This window comes from Actinomadura parmotrematis, assembly GCF_019458805.1.
GTDB classification, from domain to species: Bacteria; Actinomycetota; Actinomycetes; order Streptosporangiales; family Streptosporangiaceae; genus Spirillospora; species Spirillospora parmotrematis.
Genome location: NZ_JAIBOA010000013.1, coordinates 97876 through 118251 on the forward strand (window position 1 = coordinate 97876; position 20376 = coordinate 118251).

Sequence of the window (20376 nt, forward strand, 5' to 3'; positions counted from 1 at the left end):
GTCATGCGGATGGGCGAGGGCGTGGAGTGGGGCCTGCACTGCTGCGTGACGCTGGGCTGGCTGCACGCCGAGGCGCCGGTGCCCACCCGGCGGCTGGCGGCCTGGTTCGACCTCCCGCAGGAGTACCTGAAGAAGCGCCTGCAAGCGCTCGGCAGGGCGGGGATCCTCGCGTCGAGCCCGGGCGCGCGCGGCGGCTGGTCGCTCGCGCGGCCGCCCGAGCGGATCACCATGATGGAGGTGGTCGCGGCCCTGGAGGACGGGCTCGACGCCTTCACCTGCACCGAGGTGCGCCGGCGCGGCGCCGGTGCGCGCGGCGGCGGGCCGGAGCTCGGCGGGACGTGCGGCGTCGCCGCGCTCATGCGCCGCGCCGAGATGGCCTGGCGCCGCGAGCTCGCCGCCCACACCATCGCCGACCTCATGGCGCAGAGCCCCGAGAGCGCCGCGCGGACGCACCGCAACTACCGGCACCTGACCGGCTGACCCCCACCGCTCCGCTCCGGCGGGGCCGTTCACGGAAGGAACAGGGATGGCGAATATCCCGATAGCTCGACCAGGGGAGCGGATGGACGCCGCGCCGCGCGGGCTCGGCGCGACGGCGATCCTGGCGCTCGGCACGTTCGCGGTCGGGACGGACGCCTACGTCGTGGCCGGGTTCCTGCCCGCCATGGCGCGCTCGCTGCACGTCTCGCAGGCGGCCGCCGGGCAGTCGGCGACGGTGTTCGCCGTCACCTACGCCGCGCTGTCGCCCGTCCTCGCGACGCTGCTGGCGCGCGTGCCGCGGCGGGCGCTGCTGGCGGGCGCGCTGGTCGTCCTGGCCGCCGCCAACCTGGGCTCGGCGCTCGCGCCGAACCTGGCGACACTGCTGGTCACGCGCGTGCTGGCCGCCGCGAGCGCGGCCGCGTTCACTCCCAACGCGGGCGCGGTCGCCTCGGCGCTGGTCGCGCCCGCGCAGCGGGCCCGCGCGCTCGCCGTGGTGATCGGCGGGCTGACGGTGGCGACGGCGCTCGGCGTCCCCCTCGGCAACCTCGCCGAGAAGGCCCTCACCTGGCGCGCCGCGCTCGGGCTGGTCGCGGCGCTCTGCGCGGTGGCCGCCGCCGGGGTGTCCGCGGCCCTGCCGCCGCTGCCCGGCGCCCCGCCCGTCCCGCTGCGGAGGCGGCTCGCGGCGCTGCGGAACCCGGGGGTGCTCGCGATCCTGCCGCTGACGGTGATGGGGATGGCCGCCGCGTACGGGCTCTACGTGTACGCCGTCCCGGTGCTGCACGCGCTCGGCGCCGGGGGCGGCGCGGAGGCGTGGCTGCTGTTCCTGTACGGCGTCGGGGCGGTCCTCGGCAACCTGCTGGCCGGGGCGCGGATCGACCGGGACGGCCCCGCCCGCGTCCAGACCGCCGGCTACGCCGGTCTCGCCCTGACGCTGGCGGCGCTCGCCTGGGCGGCGGGCGCGGGCGTGCGGCTGCTGCCGCTGACCGCGCTGCTGATGGCGGCCTGGGGCGTCACCACCTGGTTCCAGACCCCCGCCCAGCAGATCCGGCTGATCACCGTGGCGCCCGAGGACACCGCCGTGGTCATCGGCCTGAACGCGGCCGCGCTGTACGGCGGCATCGCGCTCGGCACCGTCCTCGGCGGCGCCCTGCTGCCCGGCGGCGCGTCCCGCGCGCTCGGCGCCTGCGCCGGGCTGGCGCTGCTCTGCCTGGTCTACCAGCGCGCCACCCGGCGCCACGGCTGACCCGGCGCGCCGCCCTCGGGGGCGGGCGGCGCGCCGGGTCAGGGCCGGGGCGTCAGCACTGGCCGTCGGCGATGACCCAGTAGTTCGTGCCGGTCTGCTTGAGGGTGTGGGTCACCAGGACGTTCCAGAGGCCCATGTTCTGGTCGGAGCCGTTGGCGTAGGCGTAGCCGCCGGACTGGTGGGCGCGGCCCGCGGTCGTGTGGGCGTAGTTGCTGGCCGTGACGCAGACGGCCGGGGTGGTGGGGGTCGGCGTGGGCGTCGGCGTGGGCGTCGGGGTGGGCGTGGGGGTCGGGGTGGGCGTGGGGGTCGGGGTCGGGGTCGTGGGGGTGCCGGGCTGGTCGAGGCCGAAGTACCGGGCGTCGTAGTAGGCCGAGCAGATGCTGTCCAGGAAGTACGCGCCCGCCGTCCCGCACTGGGTGGCGCCGGTGCCCGGGTCGACGGGCGTGCCGTGCCCCTGCCCGGCGATCTTGTAGAGGCGGACGGCGTCGTCGCCGTACTTCTCCAGCGTGGTGCCCGCCGGCAGCGTCTCCGTCGAGGCGGGCGTGGCGGAGACCCCGGCGACGTTGGTGAACTGGTCGCGCAGCTCGGTGCCGTTCGCCGAGTTCACGACGTAGTCGGCCTGCCCGTGCCAGATCGCGACCTTGGGCCGGGTGCCGGTGAAGCCGGGGTCGGCGTTGCGGACGAGGTCGCCCCACTGCTGCGCGGTCTTGCTCACGGCGCCGTTCATGCAGGTGCTGGTCGAGGCCGGCGGCGAGCACCGGTAGGGCAGGCCGGACGCGATCGAGCCGCCCGCGAACAGGTCGGGGTAGGTCGCGAGCATGACGGCGGTCATGGCGCCGCCCGCCGACAGGCCGGTGACGTAGACGCGGCGCGCGTCCAGGCCGTAGGTGGACGTGGCGTACTGCACCATCCGCGCGAGCGACAGCGCGGCGCCCTGGCCGCGGTTGATGTGCGCCTCCTGGTACCACTGGAAGCAGTTCGACGGGAAGGACGAGGAGTCGACCCGCTCGGCGAACACGACCGCGAACTTGTCCTGGTCGGCGAACTTCGTCCAGCCCGAGTTGGCGTAGTAGTCGTTGGCGGTCTGCGTGCATCCGTGCAGCGCCAGCACCATCGGCGCGCCGGCGGGCAGCCCGTCCGGCCGGTAGACGTACATGTTGAGGCCGCCGGGGTTGGACCCGAATCCGGTGACCTTGGTGAGCGTGGCGGCCCGCACGGGGGTGGTGGAGAACCCGAGAAGCACGACGGCCGAGGCCGCGCCGACGAGCAGCGCGAGCCCCAGCCGGAGGAGGTTCTTCATGGAACCGCTCCTTTCCGAACAGCGGGGGATTTCCCGCCATTCAAGGACGTGTCCCACGCCACTCATATGTGCGGCGCCCCCACAAAAGGCGGCGCCTTTATGGGTCCATTACCACGTGAAATTGTTCACGAGGTCGCCTTCGACCGGGAGCGGGAAGGTCGCCGACGCGGGCGGCGCCGCGCCGTCCTCGACCCAGCGCTCCAGCGCCTCGAACACCGCGCGGAACACCGGCAGCAGCGGCCGGACGCGCCCCGGGAACAGGTCGTGGTAGCCGTCCACGTGGTTGCCGCCCTCGATCCGGTAGAGCCGGTGCAGGCCGCCGTGCCCGGCGGCGCGGACGAGCGCGGCGTACGGGTCGGCGTGCAGGGAGATCGGCAGCAGCGCGTCCAGGGTGCCGTGCAGCGACAGCAGCGGGCGCCCGATCGCGCCCGTCAGCGAGATCCGCTCGACGCCCTCGCGGACGGACGCCGGCCGCGCCGCGTAGTCGTAATCGGCCTCGGCCCCTGAATAGCCGGGATCGAAAACGGCCCGGTAGGTGCGCTGCGTGAATTCCCAGTAGACCTGGTCGTGCGCCTCCCACAGGAATTCCGAGGCGGCCGGCAGCCCGGCCTTCTCCATTCCCGCGAGCGCCTCTTCGGACCGCCCGTCCCGCCACTGCGGGTAATGCCGCAGCACGGCCGGCAGATGGGTCAGCAGGTTCGGGCCCTCGGCGCGCCAGAAGGGCCCCTCCCAGTCCACTCCCCCGTCGTACAGGTCGGGCCGGTTCTCCAGCTGCCAGCGCGTCAGGTAGCCGCCGTTGGAGATGCCCGCCATGTAGACGCGGCGCGGCGCGCCGCCGTAGTGGGCGGCGACGGTCTGCGCGGCGGCCTCGGCGAGCTGCGTCGTCCGCCGGTGCCACTCGGCGATGGCGTCGCCCGGCGCGCCGCCCGCGGTGAAGAACTCCGGGCCGCTGTTGCCCTTGTCGGTGCAGGCGTAGGCGTAACCGCGCGCCAGCGCCCAGTCGCCGATCAGGACGTCGGGCGCGTACTGGCGGCGGACGCCGGGCGCGCCGGTGACGACGAGGCCGCCGTTCCAGGCGTCGGGCAGGCGCAGCACGAACTGCGCGTCGCGGTCCCAGCCGTGGAAGGGGTTCAGCCGCGTCGCCGACGGGAAGTGCCCGTCGATCTGGACGCCCGGCACGCCCGAGGGGTTGCGCGTCCCGGCGGCGTGCAGCCAGGCCCAGTCGTCGGGTTCGGTGTGGCGGCCGGCCGCCAACCCGGCCGTGATGAGGTCGGGCAGGCGGGCCGAGACCTGGCGCGCGGCGCCGGGGACGGCCGTCACGGCGCGCCGTCCCGCGCCGGGCGCAGGCGTCCCGCCAGCCCGGCGAGGCCGCCCGGCAGGAAGTACACCGCGAGGACGAACAGCGCGCCGAGCAGGAACAGCGGCTCCGACAGCGGCGCTCGCAGCACCGCGGGCAGGTCCGCGACGGCGCCGGAGGTGCCGAGCGCGGCGAGCCGGTGGTCCAGGAACGTGTAGAGGACGCCGCCGAGGATCGCGCCCCACCGGCTGCCCGCGCCGCCGAGCACCACCATGACCAGCAGCCCGAGGGTGAAGTCGGAGGTGGTGATCTGCGGGGTGGAGCCGCCCATGACCAGCAGGTGGACGGCGCCGCCGAGGGTGGCGAGGAGGGAGGCGAGCACGTAGGCCATCAGCCGGAACCGCAGCACCGGCAGGCCGAGGACGGTGACGCGCCGCTCGTTCTCGCGGATCGCCGCCCACACCCGGCCCGGCTCGGACGCCACCGACCAGGCGATGGCCAGCGCGACGAGCGCGGCGTACCCGAGCGCCAGCCAGTACAGGTTCACGGTGTTGGCCACGCCCGACAGGAACGCCGGGACGCCCGCACCGCCGAGCGCGAGTCCCTCCTCCCCGCCCGTCCTGCCGTCCGGGTCGCTCAGCACGATGATCGAGCCGAGCTGCGCGACGGCGAGCGTCACCATCGCGAACGCGATCCCGTTCACCCGCAGCGCGACCGCGCCGATGACAGCGGGCAGGACCAGCCCAACGGCGGCCGTCAGCGCGAGCGCGGCGCCGAGCGACCAGCCGCCGCGGGTCACGGCGATGTTGGTGGTGTAGCTGCCGACGGCGATGTAGAGCGCGTGCCCGAACGACAGCAGCCCCGTCCGCCCGAACAGCAGGTCGTAGCTGAGCGCGAACCCCGCGAACAGCAGGCAGACCGCGATGAGCTGGAGCGTCCCGGGGCTGTTCAGCGGGCCGGGCAGCAGCACCGGCACGTCCAGCGTCGAGTACGGCACCGCGAGCAGGACGAGCGCGAGCAGCAGCGGGGCGCCGCGCCGCGCGAGGGTCCTGGTGGTCGTGCGGGCGTTCATGCGGTCCTCCCCGCGAGGCCGGCCGGGCGCGCCAGCAGCACGGCGGCGAGCAGCAGCACCACCGACGCCTCCCCGACGCCCGCGCCGGTGTAGTAGTTCGCGAACTGCTGGACGAGACCGACGAGGACGGCCGCGACGGCCGAGCCGGGCACCGAGCCCATGCCGCCGATGACGACGACGATGAACGCGAAGATGAGCAGCGACCCGCCCTGGCCGGGCGTGACGTTGCCGAAGTAGACGCCGCCGAGCGCCCCGGCGAGCGCGGCCGCCGCGCCGCCGATCGCGAACACCAGCGTGAACGCGACCCGCACGTTGATGCCGAGCGCCGCCACCATCGCGCGGTCCTCCACGCCGGCCCGCACGACCAGGCCGTAGCGGGTGCGGCGCAGGAACGCCAGCAGCGCGACCAGCACGACCGCGGCCGCGCCGATCAGCAGGAACCGGTCGTTGGGGACCTGCGCGCCGAGCACGCCGGTCGTCCCCGCCGCCCACGACGGCTTCGGGAACTGGCGCGGGTCGCTGCCCCACACCGCCCGCAGCAGCGCGACCCCGGCGAGGCCGAGGCCGACGGTGACGAGCACCTGCTCGATCGGCCGCGCGTACAGCGGCCGGATGAGGACCAGCTCGACGAGCACCCCGGCGAGGGCGCCCGCCGCGACGCCGAACAGCACCGCGAGCCAGAACCCGGCGCCCGAGGCGCCCGCGCCCGGCAGGTGCCCGGCGGCCCACCAGGTGCCGTAGGCGCCGACGGCGAGGAACAGGCCGTGCGCGAAGTTCAGCACGTCGGCCAGCCCGAAGATCAGCGACAGGCCGGAGGCGATGAGGAAGTACAGCGCGCCGAGCCCGAGCCCGGTCAGCGCCAGCAGGACGATCGTGCTCATCGGGCCCTCCCGACGCCGAGCAGCTCGCGGGTGCGGGCCGCGTCCTCCAGCAGGTCCGCGCCGCCGGCGTGCGCGACGGCGCCCTGCTCGACCACCACGACGCGGCCGGCGATCCGCCGCACCAGGTGCAGGTTCTGCTCCACCAGCAGGATCGGCACCGCCGACGCCGCGCGCTCCAGCGCCTCGGCGACCTCGGTGACGATCCGCGGGGCGAGGCCCTTGGTCGGCTCGTCCACCAGCAGGATCCTGTTCTCGTTGAGCAGCGTCCGCCCGATCGCGACCATCTGCTGCTGCCCGCCCGACAGCGTCCCGGCGCGCTGCCCCGCGCGCTTGCGCAGCTCGGGGAACAGCTCGTGGACGAGGTCGTAGCGGGGCTCGCCGCCGCGCTCGGCGAGGCGCAGGTTCTCGGCGACGGTGAGGCCGGCGAAGATCCCGCGGTCCTCGGGCGCGTACCCGAGGCCGAGCCGGACGATCGCGTGCGTGGGGCGCCCGACGGTCTCCACGCCCCCGACCTTGATCGAGCCGGTGCGCGGAACGAGCCCGAGGATCGCCTTCACCGTCGTCGTCTTGCCCGCGCCGTTGCGGCCGAGCAGCGCGGTGACGCCCTGCGCGGGCACGCTGAACCCGATCCCTTGCAGGATGTGCGACCCGGCGATGCGGACGTGGACGTCGGCCAGCTCCAGCAGCGGCGCGGCCGCGGTCGTGTCGTTCACAGCGGTTCTCCCAGGTACGCCTCCTGCACGACCGAGTCGGCCATGACCTCGCCCGGCGTCCCGAGGGCCAGCAGCCGCCCGTGGTGCATGACCGCGACGCGGTCGGCGAGGCCGAGCAGCACGTCCATGTGGTGCTCCACCATGAGCACGGTGCGGCCCTCCTCGCGGTGCACGGCGCGGACGACGTCGGTGAGCGCGGGCACGTCGCCCGCGCCGAGGCCCGCCATCGGCTCGTCCAGCAGGATGAGGCGCGGGTCGGTGGCCAGCAGGATCGCCAGTTCGAGCTTGCGCTTGTCGCCGTGCGACAGCGAACCGGCCGCCACGTCCGCGCGGTGGGCGAGACCGACGCGCTCCAGCGCGGACGCGGCCGCCTCGCGCGAGGCGGCGTCGGCGTCGGCGCGGCGCCAGAGGCGCAGGCAGCTCCCCCGGTGCGCGGCGGCGGCGAGGCGGACATTCTCGGCGACGGTGAGGCCGGCGAACACGCTGGACGTCTGGAACGTGCGGCCGAGGCCGCGCCGCGCCCGGCGGTGCGGCGCGGCGCGGGTGATGTCGGCGCCGTCCAGCTCGACCGTGCCCGCCGTCGGCCGGGTGAGGCCCGACAGCAGGTTGAACAGCGAGGTCTTGCCCGCGCCGTTCGGGCCGATGACGGCGACGAACTCGCCCTCGGCGACGTCGAAGCCGACGCCGGCGACGATGTCGGCGCCACCGACCGACCACCCGAGGTCCCGCACGCTCAGCACGGGACCGGGGGCGGCCGGGGCGGCGCTGCCCGCCGTCGTCACTTGCCCGCGGCGGGCGGCGCGACCTGGTCGGCCGGCAGCGTCTTCACCACGGACGCGGCCGGGGCCGCGCCCTCCGACAGCTTGGCCTGGTACATCGGCTGGAGCAGCGCGTGGTCCCCGGCGCGGACGGTCAGCCTGCCCTTGACGCCGTCGAACGACCAGCCCTCCAGCGCCTTGGCCATCGCGGCGGCGTCCCCGCCGGCCGCGGCCGCGTGCACGATCATCTGGGCGGCGGTGAACCCGTCCGGGGTGAAGATCTCCGGCTTGGACCCGGCCTTCGTCACCCGCTCGGTCATCTGCTTCTCCAGCGCGGTGCCGGCGGCGCCGCCGAAGTAGTGGTTGAGGAAGGTGACCTTCCCGGCGACCTTCCCGTAGGCGGGCCAGGTCGCGGAGGTGTCCAGGCCCGTGACGACCTTGGTGACGTCGAAGACGCCCTGCTGCCCGAGCGCGCCCCACATCGCCTGCGCGGTGGCGCCGGCCCAGGCGACGAACAGCATGTCGGGCTTGGCGGCCTTGGCCTTGGTCGCGAACGGGGTGAGGTCGGTGGCGCTCGCCGGGACCATCAGCGGCTCCACGGTGGCGCCCTTGCCGCCGAGGACGGTCTTGACGGCGGCGAGGTTGGCCTGCCCGAACGCGCCGTCCTGCGCGAACACCACGACCTTGCGGCCCTTGACGTCGCCCGCGAACGTGGCGGCGGTCGCGATGTCCTGCCAGGTCTGGCGGCCGGAGCGGAAGGTGAACTTTCCGGCGCCGGTGAGGGCGTCGGTCGCGGCCGGGCCGGACACGAACAGCACCTTGTTCTGCTCGGCGATCGCCGACACCTGCGTCGCGACGCCCGACGCCGTCGAGCCCGCGATCACCTTGTAGCCCTTGCCGATGAGGTCCTTGGCGCCCGACACGGCCTTGGCGGGGTCGCCGGCGTCGTCGACCTCGGTCACCTCGACCTTCCGCGACCCGACCTTGCCGGTGCCGTTGGTCGCGACGTCCAGGCCCGCCCGGAAGCCCTCGATGTACTGCTTGCCGTAGGCGGCGAGCGGCCCCGACTTGGAGTAGACCAGCCCCACCTTCACCGGCGCGTCCTTGCCCCCGTCCGCCGCGGTGCCCGGGCTGCCGCACGCACCGGCCAGCAGCGCGGTCGCGACGGCGGCCGCGCCGATGCCCGCCTTACCCGATCGGATTCCTGCACCCATCACGAACTCTCTTCTCCTCAGCGACCCGCCGGGGGCGGGTGACGGGGGCCACACGGCCGCCGTTGCCGGTGAACGCTAAGAGCACGCCCGGCGGCGGGCCATGTGTCCCCGCCACACATTCGGGCCCGGCGGAACGGCGGCCCCGCACATAGGGCCCAGGTCAGCGGCCCGCCACACAGCGCCGCCCGCCGATGTGTGGCCGCGCCACGTAGGCCGTGCCGGGCCACGCGCCTAGATTCGCGGTCCGGAGGTGACCGGATGGACAAGGTGACGGCGTCCGCCGCGCGGGCGGTCGCGGACATCGGCGACGGCGCGTCGCTGGCGGTCGGCGGGTTCGGGCTGTGCGGCGTGCCGATGGTGCTGATCGGGGCGCTGCTGGAGCAGGGCGCGACCGGCCTGCGGGTGGTGTCCAACAACTGCGGCGTGGACGGCTGGGGGCTCGGCGTCCTGCTGGAGGCGGGCCGCATCGCCCGCATGACCAGCTCCTACGTCGGCGAGAACAAGGAGTTCGCGCGCCGCTACCTGGCCGGGGAGCTGGAGGTGGAGCTCGCCCCTCAGGGCACGCTCGCCGAGCGGCTGCGCGCCGGCGGCGCGGGCGTCCCGGCGTTCTACACCCCCGCCGGCGTCGGCACCCAGGTCGCCGAGGGCGGCCTGCCCTGGCGGTACGCGCCGGACGGCACGGTCGCCGTCGCGTCGCCGCCGCGCGAGACGCGCGCCTTCGGCGGCCGCGAGTACGTGCTGGAGGAGGCGATCGTCACCGACTTCGCCCTCGTGCACGCCGCGCGCGGCGACCGCCACGGCAACCTCGCCTTCCACTCCTCGGCGCGCAACTTCAACCCGCTCGCCGCCATGGCCGGGCGCGTCGCGGTCGCGCAGGTCGAGGAGCTGGTGGACGCGCTGGACCCCGACGAGGTCCACCTTCCGGGGATCTACGTCGACACGATCGTGCCCGTGGGCCGGGTCGAGAAGAGAATCGAACGAGCGGCGACACGCTCCCGGCCCACGGGCACCGCCGCGCACGCCGAGGAGGCCCGATGACCGCCCCGCGCGGCCGCACCCGCGACCAGATGGCCGCCCGCGCCGCCGCCGAGCTGGCCGACGGCTCCTACGTCAACCTCGGCATCGGCCTGCCGACGCTCGTCCCGAACCACCTGCCGCCGGGCGTCCGGGTGGTGCTGCACTCCGAGAACGGGATCCTCGGCGTCGGCCCGTCCCCCTACGAGGACGAGCTCGACCCCGACCTGATCAACGCGGGCAAGGAGACGGTGACGGTCCTGCCGGGCGCGTCCTACTTCGACTCGGCCCTGTCGTTCGGCCTGATCCGCGGCGGCCGCCTCGCCGCCGCGATCCTCGGCGGCATGCAGGTCTCGGCCCGCGGCGACCTCGCCAACTGGACCGTCCCCGGCAAGATGATCAAGGGGATGGGCGGCGCGATGGACCTGGTGCACGGCGCCGCCCGCGTGATCGTCCTGATGGAGCACACCGCCCGCGACGGCTCCCCCAAGATCGTCGAAGAGTGCACGCTCCCCCTCACCGGCCGCGCCGTCGTCGACCGGATCATCACCGACCTCGCCGTCATCGACGTCACCCCGGCCGGCCTCGTCCTCACCGAGACCGCCCCCGGCATCACCCCCGCCGACGTCATCGCCGCCACCGCCGCCCCCCTCACCGTCCCGGCGGGCGTCTAGGCGCACCGGGGAGGGTTGCGCGAAGACGAGCCCAGGAGGGCTCTGCGGTTCGACGGCGGTCGTGAGGGTACGCGACCGCCGTCGTAACCAGCCCCGCGCCAGGAGGCCCTGTGACCCTGCGAAAAGTGCTCGGTGCCGTGTTGCTCATCGCCATGTGCGGCTTCATCGTCTTCGCGCGTTACACCATGATGCGCCATATCGACGTCCCCAACTGGCTTCTCGGGATCGGCATTCTTGTAGGGGCTGGAGGAGTCGCCTTCGAGATCTGGTCGAAGAAGAGCGGGCGGCGCGGCCACGAGCTCTGAAACACACCCGGCCAGGGCGTACCGGGGTATGACGGCGGGGTCGTACCGGTGGGGCATTCGGGAGGGTGTCCGGTTTCTCTAGGGTTGGGCCCATGAGCGCGGGCGGCGGCGGGTGGCGGGCGACGGCGGGGCTGGTGTGGCGGCCGCTGGTCGCGGCGGCCGTCACCGGGACCGCCGATCCGCTGCCCGAGCCGCGGCCGTGGCCGGCGGGGCTGCGCTGGGCGGCGCGCGGGTGGGTCGGGCGGGTGCCCTACGGGCTGGTGGTGAACCTCGCGGGGCTGCTGCTCGCCGTCGGGATGGTCGCCTCCAGCCGGTCGCTGCTGATGACCGAGACGGCCGCGCGGGGGCTGGACGTCTCGGCCGGGACGCTGCTGTTCGTGTCGGTCGCGGTCTGCCTGCCGTTCGCGCTGCGCGACCGGCACCCGCTCGGGGCGATGCGGGTCAGCTTCGTGGCGATGGCGACGGTCGACGTGAGCGGCTGGCTGTCGGTCCCCTACGTCCCCGCCGGGACGTTCGCCGCGATCCTCTGCCTGGCGACGGTCGGCGTCCGCTGCTCCCGCGAGATCACCCTCGGCGTCGGGGTGTGGTGCGTCGCCGGGGTGTGGGTGCAGGCCCCGGGGTTCGCCGGCGGCGCGACGGTCGTCGTCCTGCTGTCGCTGCTCACCGGCACGGTGGTGCGGCTCCGCCGCGCGTCCCGGGACGAGCTCGCCGAGCAGGAGCGGCGGCACCGGGAGGAGGCCGCGGTGCTCACCGAGCGGCAGCGCATCGCGCGCGAGCTGCACGACGTGGTGGCGCACCACATGTCGATGATCGCCATCCAGGCCGAGGCCGCCCCCTACAAGGCCGCGGTGCCCGAGGTCACCCGCGCCGACCTCGCCGAGATCCGCGCGACCGCCCTCGGCGCGCTCACCGAGATGCGCCGCGTCCTCGGCGTGCTGCGCTCCGAGGGGCCCGCCGAGACCGCGCCGCAGCCGGGCCTGGACGGCCTGGACGCCCTGCTGGACGGGGCGCGCGGCACCGGCCTCGCCATCGACGCCGAGACCTCCGGCGACCTCGCCGGGCTCCCGCCGGGCGTCGGCCTGTCGGCGTTCCGGATCGTGCAGGAGGCGCTCAGCAACGCGATGCGGCACGCGCCCGGCTCGCACGTGCGGGTGGCCGCCGCCCGCCGGGGCGGCATACTGCACCTGGAGATCGTCAACGGCCCCCCGCCCGCCGGTCAGCGCCCCACCCCCTCGCCGCCCGGCGGCGGGCACGGCCTCACCGGGATGCGCGAGCGGGCCGCGATGCTCGGCGGCGACCTGGCCGCCGGGCCCACGCCCGAAGGGGGATTCCAGGTGACGGCGCGCCTACCGGTGGCGGACCCGGCATGATCCGCGTGGTGATCGTGGACGACCAGGGCATGGTCCGCGCGGGCTTCGGCGTGCTGCTGGACGCCCAGCCCGACATCGAGGTCGTCGGCGAGGCCGTGGACGGCGCCGAGGGCCTCCGCCGCGTCGCCGAGCTGCGCCCCGACGTCGTCCTCATGGACGTGCGGATGCCCGTCATGGACGGCCTGGAGGCGACCCGCCGGCTGCTGGCCGGCGCCGCCGCCGGCGCCCCGAAGGTGCTGATGCTGACCACCTTCGACCTCGACGACTACGTCTACGAGGCGCTGCGCGCGGGCGCCAGCGGGTTCCTGCTGAAGGACGCCTCGGCGGGCGAGCTCGCCGACGCCGTCCGCATCGTCGCGGCGGGCGACGCGCTGCTGTCGCCCGGCATCACCAAGCGGCTGATCGGCGAGTTCGCCCGCCTCGGCGGCCCGCGCGCGCCCGCCCGCGCCCGCCTGGACGCGCTCACCGAGCGCGAGACCGAGGTGCTCGGCCTCGTCGCGCGCGGCCTGTCCAACGGCGAGATCGCCGAAGCGCTCGTCGTCGCCGAGCAGACCGTCAAGACCCACTTCGGGCGGGTGCTGATGAAGCTCGGGCTGCGCGACCGGCCGCAGGCGATCGTCTACGCCTACGAGGTCGGGCTCGTCCGCCCCGGCGACTGACCGGCGGCTGACCGGTGTCACACCCTGGTCGCACCCGGCGGGACGGCACCGCGGGGTGATCCGGACGAGGCGCCCCGGCTCCTAGCTTCGGAACCGGACGCACCCCCGGCCCGGAAGGACGCCCCCGATGCGCAGGTTCCTCACCGTCTCGACGCTCCTCGTCGCGGGCGGCCCGCTGCTCGCCCCCGGCGCCGGGCAGCCCTACGCGGCGCCCGCCGCGCCGCCCGCCCTCACCGGCCCGGCGGCGCTGCCCGCCCGCTACGCCGCCGTCCGGACCGCCGTCCGGACGGCCGCCGCGACCGCCGACCGCGTCCACGACACCGGGCGCGCCCGCGCGTTCCGCGCCCTCGCGGCGCCCGGCCGCACCCTCCTGTCCTTCGACCCGCGCGGAAGCGGCCGCGCCGTCGAGGTGATCGGCGACCTGGCCGCCGCGTCCCGCGTCGCGGTCGTGGTGCCCGGCGCCGACGGCCGCCTCACCAACTTCGACGACGCCAAGTGGGCCGGCGGCGGGGCCCGCGCCGTCGCCGCCGAGGCCCGCGCGCAGGCGCCCGGTACGCGCCTCGCGGTCGTCGCCTGGCTCGGCTACGCCTCCCCGTCCACGACCAGCCTCGCCGTCGCCACGACCGGCCGGGCCGACGGCGGCGCGCGCGCCCTGCGCGCCCTGATCACCGACCTGCATCGCGCCGATCCCCGGGCGCGGGTCGCGCTGCTGTGCCACAGTTATGGCTCGGTCGTGTGCGGCCGGGCGGTGACGTCCGGCCTGCCCGTGGACGAGATCGCGCTCTACGGCAGCCCCGGCACGACCCAGGACACCTCAGCGGGCGTCCGGACCGCCGCGCACGTGTGGGCGGGCCGGGCGCGCGGCGATTGGATGCGCTACGTCCCGAAAGTCCGTCTCGCCGGTCTCGGCTTCGGCCGCGACCCGGTGTCGCCCGCCTTCGGCGCCCGCGTGTTCGACGCCGGGACGGGGGCGCACGGCGCCTACCTCCTGCCCGGCACGACGTCCCTGCGCAACATCACCCGGATCGCCCTCGCCCTGGAGGACCAGGTGACCCGCCATGCCTGACCCCCGCGACCCGCACCCGCGCCCCCGCCCGCAGCCCCACGCCCTGCCCGCCTGGCACGCCGCCCGCTACCAGCGCCTCGCCGAGCCGAGCCGGTTCGACCGCCTGGTGGGCCGCCTCGCGGGCCGCCTGCGCCGGCGCCGCCACCGCCGGCCGCGCGCGAAATGATCTCAACCGAAGGCGCCCCGCGTACGTCGAACCGACAGAAGCCGAACACGCGGTCCTACCCCCGGGTGCGCGGATCATTCACCGACATCAGGTAGAAAGACGGACCATGCCGCCGCACCGCGAGAAGCCCGCCAGGGCGCACCCCAAGCGCGCCCGACGCCTGCGACGCGCCCTCGCGTGCGCCGTCACGATCGGCGGTGTGCTGCTGACGACGGCGCCCGCCGGCCACGCCGACCCCTACGCGGCCCCCGGCCCGGCGCCGTCCTTCTCCGCGGCGACGCTCGGCGCCCGCTACCAGGCCGAGCGCGCGGCCATCCGCGAGGCCCTGCGCACCGCCGGCGAGGTCGGCGACACCGGCCGCGCCAGAGCGCTCACCTCCTTCCTCGGCCCCTCCCGCCACTTCCTGTACTTCGACGCGCGCGGCCGCGGCCAGGCCGTCGAGGTCATCGGCGACCTCGCGCACGCCCGCCGCATCGCCGTCCTCGTGCCCGGCGCCGACTCCACCCTCGCAGACTTCGACCGCCGCGCCGGCACCGCCTACGCCACGCCCGGCGGCGGCGCCCGCGCCGTCTACGCGCAGGCCGCCCGCGACGGCGCGGCCGGCGGCCTCGCCGTCGTCGCCTGGCTCGGCTACGCCGCCCCGAAGACGATCAGCAGCGAGGTCCTCACCGCCGAGCGCGCCGACCAGGGCGCCGTCCAGCTCCAGCGGTTCCTGGCCAAGGTGCACCGCGCCAACGCCGGCGCCGGCATCGCCCTGCTCTGCCACAGCTACGGCTCGGTCGTCTGCGGCCGCACCGCCCTCGCCGCGGCGGGCGCGGCGGGGGCGGACGCCGCCGGCTGGCGCGCCGTCACCGACATCGCCCTGTTCGGCAGCCCCGGCACCACCGCCTGGTCGGCCGCCGCGCTCGGCGGCGGCGCCCGCGTCTGGGCGGGCCGCGGCGCCACCGACTGGATGGAGGACGTCCCGCACGTCCGCATCCTCGGCCTCGGCCTCGGCCCCGACCCGGTGTCGCGCCGCTTCGGCGCCCGCGTCTTCGACGCCGGGCACGGCGGGCACAGCGACTACCTGAAGCCCGGATCGGTGCCGCTGCGCAACCTGACCGGCATCGCCCTCGGACATGACTCGGCGGTCACGTCCGCCTGACCCCGCCCCCGGCCGCTAGTGGCCGTTTCCGGCGCCCCTACCAGCGGGTACGCGGCGGGGGGACGGTCCGGGCACCGCCGCCGGGGTGGCACCCTGGTCGGGTGGACACCCCGAGCGACGCCGAGCTCCGCGAGCAGACGACCGAGCGCCTGGAGAAGGCGATGGGCACCTTCGGGACGGCGGCGCTCGCCTCCATGGAGGAGCAGCTCCCCTGGTTCCGGCGGATGCCGCCCGACCAGCGCTCGTGGATCGGGCTGGTCGCCCAGGCCGGGATCGCCGCGTTCGTGGAGTGGTTCAAGAGCGCCGAGCAGTCCAGGCCCGCCATCGCCGGGGAGGTGTTCGGCACCGCGCCCCGCGAGCTGCTGCGCGCGATCAAGCTGCGGCACACCATCGACATGGTCCGGGTGATCATCGATGTGGTGGAGACCCGGCTGGACGAGCTCGCCGCGCCCGGCGGCGTCCCCCAGCTCCGCGAGGCGATCCTGCGCTACACCCGCGACGTGGCGTTCGGCGCCGCGCAGGTCTACGCGCAGGCCGCCGAGACCCGCGCCGCCTGGGACGCCCGGCTGGAGGCCCTGGTCGTCAACGCCGTCATGCGCGGCGAGGTCGACGACGGCATGCACTCGTGGGCGGCCGCGCTCGGCTGGACGTCCAAGCCCGTCACGGTCATCGCCGGCTACCAGCCCGAGGACGAGGACCCCGAGGTCACCATCGACCAGATGCAGCTCGCCGCCCGCCGCGCCCGCGTGGACGTGCTCGCCGGCGTGCAGGGCACCCGCGTCATCGTGATCGTCGGCGGCGCCGAGGACCCGCTGGAGGCGGCCCGCCCGATCGCCGCCAAGTGCGGCCCCGGCCCCGTCGTCATCGGCCCGCCCGTCGACGACCTGTACGACTCCACGACCTCGGCGCGCGCCGCCCTCGCCGGGCTGCGCGCCGCGGCGGGCTGGCCGGACGCCCCCCGCCCCGTGCAGGCGATCGAGCTGCTGCCCGAGCGGGCCCTGGACGGCGACGACGCGGCCCGCCGCCACCTCACCGAGCAGGTCTACAACCCGATGCTGGCGGCGGGCGCGCCGCTGCTGGACACCCTCGCCACCTACCTGGAGCAGGGCTCCTCGCTGGAGGCGACCGCGCGGCTGCTGTTCGTCCACCCCAACACCGTCCGCTACCGGCTGCGGCGCGTCACCGAGCTGACCGGCCTCGCCCCGACCGACGGCCGCAACGCCTTCACCCTGCGCATCGCGCTCGTCCTCGGCCGCTTCAGCGCCCGCTCCGCGCGGCTCTGAACGCGGGGACGCCCGTTATCGGGCCTTGTGGCCCTTGTAGGTGTCGTACAAACCCCCACGACCAAACTTCGTGCCGATCCGCATCGGCAGGCGATACCCGCAGCGGGCAGGCTTGGCGTGTGATTCTCCTCGCATCGCCCGGCCAGGGCGCCCAGTCCCCCGGATTCCTGCGGCCATGGCTCGAGGTCCCCGGTGTCGCTGACCGCCTGGCCTGGTGGTCGGCCGTCACGGGCCTGGACCTGGTCCGCTACGGGACCACCGCCGACGCCGAGGAGATCCGCGACACCGCCGTCGCCCAACCGCTGCTGGTCGCCGCGGCGCTCGCCGCCTACGAGGCCCTGTACGAGGTGTCCCCCGACGGCGGCGCCCCCGCCCGCCCCGCCGCCGTCGCCGGGCACAGCGTCGGCGAGCTCGCCGCCGCCGCGATCGCCGGCGCCCTGACCCCCGAGACCGCCCTCGTGCTGGTCCGCGAGCGCGGCCGCGCCATGGCCGACGCCGCCGCCGTCACCGAGACCGGCATGACCGCCGTCCTCGGCGGCGACCGCGACGAGGTGCTCGCCGCCATCGAGGCCGCCGGCCTCACCCCCGCCAACGTCAACGGCGCCGGCCAGATCGTCGCGGCCGGCACCGCCGAGCGGCTCGCCGCCTTCGCCGAGCAGCCGCCCGCCAAGGCCCGGCTGCGGCCCCTCGCGGTCGCCGGCGCCTTCCACACCGAGCACATGGCGCCCGCCGCCGACGTGCTGCGCCGCCTCGCGCAGGGCGCGCCCGTCACCGACCCGGCCGCCCGGCTGCTGTCCAACAAGGACGGCGCGGTCGTCGACTCCGGCCGCGAGTACCTGGCGCGCCTCGCCGAGCAGGTGAGCGCCCCCGTCCGCTGGGACGCCTGCATGGACACCATGCGGGAGCTCGGCGTCACCGCGATCATCGAGCTGCCGCCGGCCGGGACGCTGACGGGCCTCGCCCGCCGCGAGCTGAAGGGGATCGAGCTGCTCTCCCTGAAGACCCCCGACGACCTCGCCCAGGCCCGCGAGCTCATCAAGGCGCACGCGTGAGCGGGCCGGTCGCGCTGCGCCTGCCGCCGCTCGTCGCCGGGTCGCGCGTCCTGGCGTTCGGCGACTACCAGCCCGCGCGCGTCGTCACCAACGACGAGATCGCCGAGACCGTCGACACCGACGACGAGTGGATCCGCAGCCGCGTCGGCATCGTCGAGCGCCGCATCGCCGCGCCGGACGAGACCATCGTCGACATGGCCGCGCACGCCGGCGGCAAGGCCCTCGCCGCGAGCGGCCTCGCCCCCGGCGACATCGACCTGGTGATCGTGGCGACCTGCTCGGCGGAGACGCCGATGCCCGCGCACGCCGCGTCCGTCGCGCACCGCCTCGGCATCGCCGCCCCCGGCGCCTACGACCTGAACGCCGCCTGCTCGGGGTTCTGCTACGCCCTCGCCAGCGCCGACGCGGCGGTGCGGACCGGCATGGCCCGCCACGTCCTCGTCGTCGGCGCCGAGAAGATGTCGCAGTGGATCGACTGGACCGACCGCTCCACCTGCATCATCTTCGCCGACGGCGCGGGCGCCGCGGTCGTCGGCCCGAGCGAGGCCCCCGGCATCGGCCCGGTGGTGTGGGGCAGCGACGGCGGCGCCGCCGACCACATCATGATCGAGGACCGGCGGTCGTTCATCCGCCAGGAGGGCCAGTCGGTGTTCCGCTGGGCGACCAGCGCGGTCGCGCCGGTGGCGCTGGCGGCCTGCGAGCGCGCCGGGGTCCGCCCCGACGAGCTCGCCGCGGTCGTCCCGCACCAGGCCAACCTGCGGATCATCGACGCGATCGCCCGGAAGGTGAAGGCGACCAACGCCGTCGTCGCGCACGACATCACCCACACGGGCAACACCTCGGGCGCCTCGATCCCGCTGGCCCTGTCCCACATGCTGGGCCGCGGCGACCTGCCGTCCGGTGCCCCGGCCCTGCTCATCGGGTTCGGCGCCGGATTGGCCTACGCTGCCCAAGTCATCCAGATCCCGTAGGCAGGTTCTGCCCGCCCGCACGTTCTGGACCAACCCACGAAGGAGATCCACACCACCATGGCTGAAGTCGCCACCGAGCAGCAGATCCTCGACGGCCTCGCCGAGATCATCGACGACATCGTCGGCATCGACAAGTCCGAGGTGACCCCGGAGAAGAACTTCATCGACGACCTCGACATCGACTCGCTGTCGATGGTAGAGATCGCGGTGGCCGCCCAGGACCAGTTCGGCGTCGAGATCCCCGACGACGAGCTGCGCAACCTGAAGACGGTCAAGGACGTGATCAACTTCGTCCAGAACCTTCAGCAGCAGCAGGGCTGAGCAGCCGGCCGCGGCGCGCCGCCGTCCCCCGCCACGGCACGGCGGCGCGCCGCATCGCCACCCCCACTCGCGAGGAGCACTCGATCATGAGTAAGAGCCAGACCACCGTCGTCGTGACCGGGCTCGGCGCGACGACACCGCTCGGCGGCGACGTCGCGTCGACCTGGTCCGCGCTGCTCGCCGGCGAATCCGGGGTGCGCAGGCTGGACTGGGACAACGTGGACGAGCTGCCGGTGCAGTTCGCCGCGCAGGTCGCCGTCGACCCGGCCGAGGTGCTGCCGAAGCAGCGGCTGCGCCGGCTGGACCGCAACCAGGCGCTCGCGCTGATCGCCGCGCGCGAGGCGTGGCTGCACGCGGGCTACGCGCCGCCGCTGGAGAAGGGCGACGACCCCGGCGCCGAGCGCGCCGGCGACGTCGTGGACGGCGACCGCCTCGGCGTGGTGCTGTCCAGCGGCATCGGCGGCCTGCACACCGCGCTGAACAGCTACGACGTGTTCCGCGAGAAGGGCTGGAAGCGCGTCTCGCCGTTCACCGTGCCGATGCTGATGCCGAACGGCGCCTCCGGGCACGTCGGCATCGAGTACGGCGCGATGGCCGGCTCGCACGCCCTGGTCAGCGCGTGCGCGTCGAGCGGCGAGGCCGTCGGCTACGCCATCGACATGATCCGCGCGGGCCGCGCCGACGTCGTCATCTGCGGCGGCACCGAGTCGTGCATCCACCCGCTGCAGATGGCCTCCTTCGGGTCGATGCGGGCGATGTCGACCCGCAACGACGAGCCCGAGCGCGCGTCCCGCCCCTACGACAAGAACCGCGACGGGTTCGTGCTCGGCGAGGGCTCCGCCGTCATGATCCTGGAGTCGGAGGAGCACGCCCGCGCCCGCGGCGCGCGCATCCACGCCATCGCGTCCGGCGCCGGGTACTCCGGCGACGCCTACGACATCGTGCTGCCCGACCCGTCGGGCGGCGGCCAGGCCAAGGCGATGCGCCGCGCGCTCGCCGACGCCGGGCTGGAGCCGGCCGACATCGTGCACGTCAACGCGCACGCCACCTCGACGCCCGCCGGCGACGTCGCCGAGCTGAACTCGATCAAGGTGGCGCTCGGCGAGGACGTCGCCCGCCGGCTCACCGTCACCGCGACCAAGTCGATGACCGGCCACCTGCTCGGCGGCGCCGGCGCGCTGGAGTCGGTGATCACCATCCTGACGCTGCGGGAGGGCCTCGTCCCGCCCGTCGCCAACCTGGAGGACCCCGACGACGACGTCGACCTCGACATCGTCCGCGGCGAGCCGCGCAAGCTGGCGGACGGCCCGGCCGCCGCCATCAACAACTCGTTCGGCTTCGGCGGCCACAACGTGTCCGTCATCTTCCAGCGCGCCGAGTAGCGCGCGCCCGC

22 protein-coding genes are annotated in these 20376 nt (G+C 75.3%); 15 read left to right on the forward strand and 7 right to left on the reverse strand.

Translation table 11 applies throughout. The features are described 5' to 3' along the window. The first annotated feature begins 3 nt into the window (after positions 1–3). Together K1Y72_RS20750 and K1Y72_RS20755 are read left to right on the forward strand one after the other, a co-directional pair. The gene (locus tag K1Y72_RS20750) at positions 4–480 is read left to right on the forward strand and encodes an RrF2 family transcriptional regulator (protein ID WP_258573051.1); all 477 of its coding nucleotides are present in this window, start codon (positions 4–6) and stop codon (positions 478–480) included. Between the two features lie 82 nt (positions 481–562). Beyond that, the gene (locus tag K1Y72_RS20755) at positions 563–1723 is read left to right on the forward strand and encodes an MFS transporter (RefSeq protein WP_220168056.1); all 1161 of its coding nucleotides are present in this window, start codon (positions 563–565) and stop codon (positions 1721–1723) included. A 52-nt stretch (positions 1724–1775) separates the two neighbouring features. On the opposite strand, the gene K1Y72_RS20760 is transcribed toward K1Y72_RS20755, so the two are convergent. From K1Y72_RS20760 to K1Y72_RS20790, 7 genes are all read right to left on the reverse strand, one after another. Continuing rightward, a complete protein-coding gene (locus tag K1Y72_RS20760; RefSeq protein WP_220168057.1) occupies positions 1776–3023 on the reverse strand; it encodes an extracellular catalytic domain type 1 short-chain-length polyhydroxyalkanoate depolymerase in 1248 nt (415 codons plus the stop codon). A gap of 108 nt (positions 3024–3131) precedes the next feature. Beyond that, positions 3132–4343 carry a tannase/feruloyl esterase family alpha/beta hydrolase gene (locus K1Y72_RS20765; protein WP_220168058.1) on the reverse strand — a complete coding sequence of 404 codons (1212 nt, stop codon included), beginning with the start codon at positions 4341–4343 and terminating at the stop codon, positions 3132–3134. Beyond that, positions 4340–5392 carry a branched-chain amino acid ABC transporter permease gene (locus tag K1Y72_RS20770; protein WP_220168059.1) on the reverse strand — a complete coding sequence of 351 codons (1053 nt, stop codon included), beginning with the start codon at positions 5390–5392 and terminating at the stop codon, positions 4340–4342. The genes K1Y72_RS20765 and K1Y72_RS20770 overlap by 4 nt, the downstream gene beginning before the upstream one ends. Then, positions 5389–6273 carry a branched-chain amino acid ABC transporter permease gene (locus tag K1Y72_RS20775; protein WP_220168060.1) on the reverse strand — a complete coding sequence of 295 codons (885 nt, stop codon included), beginning with the start codon at positions 6271–6273 and terminating at the stop codon, positions 5389–5391. Before K1Y72_RS20775 ends, K1Y72_RS20770 begins: the two co-directional genes overlap by 4 nt. Beyond that, on the reverse strand, positions 6270–6986 hold the full coding sequence (locus K1Y72_RS20780; RefSeq protein WP_220168061.1) for an ABC transporter ATP-binding protein: 717 nt from the start codon (positions 6984–6986) through the stop codon (positions 6270–6272). Before K1Y72_RS20780 ends, K1Y72_RS20775 begins: the two co-directional genes overlap by 4 nt. Next, positions 6983–7717, reverse strand: coding sequence for an ABC transporter ATP-binding protein (locus tag K1Y72_RS20785; protein WP_308287166.1), 735 nt, complete (start codon positions 7715–7717; stop codon positions 6983–6985). Before K1Y72_RS20785 ends, K1Y72_RS20780 begins: the two co-directional genes overlap by 4 nt. 47 nt (positions 7718–7764) lie before the next feature. Continuing rightward, a complete protein-coding gene (locus tag K1Y72_RS20790; RefSeq protein ID WP_220168063.1) occupies positions 7765–8958 on the reverse strand; it encodes a substrate-binding domain-containing protein in 1194 nt (397 codons plus the stop codon). A 258-nt stretch (positions 8959–9216) separates the two neighbouring features. Here K1Y72_RS20790 and K1Y72_RS20795 point away from each other — a divergent pair, with 258 nt between their 5' ends. The 13 genes from K1Y72_RS20795 to K1Y72_RS20855 all read left to right on the forward strand — a co-directional run bounded on the left by K1Y72_RS20795 (position 9217) and on the right by K1Y72_RS20855 (position 20365). After that, the gene (locus K1Y72_RS20795) at positions 9217–9996 is read left to right on the forward strand and encodes a CoA transferase subunit A (RefSeq protein WP_220168064.1); all 780 of its coding nucleotides are present in this window, start codon (positions 9217–9219) and stop codon (positions 9994–9996) included. Continuing rightward, on the forward strand, positions 9993–10646 hold the full coding sequence (locus K1Y72_RS20800; protein ID WP_220168065.1) for a 3-oxoacid CoA-transferase subunit B: 654 nt from the start codon (positions 9993–9995) through the stop codon (positions 10644–10646). The genes K1Y72_RS20795 and K1Y72_RS20800 overlap by 4 nt, the downstream gene beginning before the upstream one ends. A gap of 110 nt (positions 10647–10756) precedes the next feature. Then, positions 10757–10951: a hypothetical protein gene (locus K1Y72_RS20805; RefSeq protein ID WP_220168066.1), complete on the forward strand. Its 195-nt coding sequence runs from the start codon at positions 10757–10759 to the stop codon at positions 10949–10951. Positions 10952–11043: 92 nt separating this feature from the next. Beyond that, positions 11044–12321, forward strand: coding sequence for a sensor histidine kinase (locus tag K1Y72_RS20810; RefSeq protein ID WP_220168067.1), 1278 nt, complete (start codon positions 11044–11046; stop codon positions 12319–12321). Further along, positions 12318–12980 carry a response regulator gene (locus K1Y72_RS20815; RefSeq protein ID WP_220168068.1) on the forward strand — a complete coding sequence of 221 codons (663 nt, stop codon included), beginning with the start codon at positions 12318–12320 and terminating at the stop codon, positions 12978–12980. Before K1Y72_RS20810 ends, K1Y72_RS20815 begins: the two co-directional genes overlap by 4 nt. A 127-nt stretch (positions 12981–13107) precedes the next feature. Continuing rightward, entirely contained in the window at positions 13108–14046 is a 939-nt protein-coding gene (locus K1Y72_RS20820) for an alpha/beta hydrolase (RefSeq protein WP_220168069.1), read from the forward strand. Then, positions 14039–14212, forward strand: coding sequence for a hypothetical protein (locus K1Y72_RS20825; RefSeq protein WP_220168070.1), 174 nt, complete (start codon positions 14039–14041; stop codon positions 14210–14212). Before K1Y72_RS20820 ends, K1Y72_RS20825 begins: the two co-directional genes overlap by 8 nt. A gap of 106 nt (positions 14213–14318) precedes the next feature. Beyond that, positions 14319–15356, forward strand: coding sequence for an alpha/beta hydrolase (locus tag K1Y72_RS20830; protein WP_220168071.1), 1038 nt, complete (start codon positions 14319–14321; stop codon positions 15354–15356). A 161-nt stretch (positions 15357–15517) separates the two neighbouring features. After that, positions 15518–16639, forward strand: a complete 1122-nt coding sequence (locus K1Y72_RS20835) for a PucR family transcriptional regulator (protein ID WP_220168191.1) — start codon at positions 15518–15520, stop codon at positions 16637–16639. 119 nt (positions 16640–16758) lie between these two features. Further along, positions 16759–17691 (forward strand): ACP S-malonyltransferase, encoded by a 933-nt coding sequence (locus K1Y72_RS20840; RefSeq protein ID WP_220168072.1) that lies wholly within the window; start codon positions 16759–16761, stop codon positions 17689–17691. Further along, positions 17688–18662, forward strand: coding sequence for a beta-ketoacyl-ACP synthase III (locus K1Y72_RS20845; protein ID WP_220168073.1), 975 nt, complete (start codon positions 17688–17690; stop codon positions 18660–18662). The genes K1Y72_RS20840 and K1Y72_RS20845 overlap by 4 nt, the downstream gene beginning before the upstream one ends. A gap of 57 nt (positions 18663–18719) precedes the next feature. Beyond that, positions 18720–18983, forward strand: a complete 264-nt coding sequence (locus K1Y72_RS20850) for an acyl carrier protein (protein WP_220168074.1) — start codon at positions 18720–18722, stop codon at positions 18981–18983. An 86-nt stretch (positions 18984–19069) separates the two neighbouring features. Continuing rightward, positions 19070–20365: a beta-ketoacyl-[acyl-carrier-protein] synthase family protein gene (locus tag K1Y72_RS20855; RefSeq protein WP_220168075.1), complete on the forward strand. Its 1296-nt coding sequence runs from the start codon at positions 19070–19072 to the stop codon at positions 20363–20365. Positions 20366–20376: the final 11 nt, after the last annotated feature.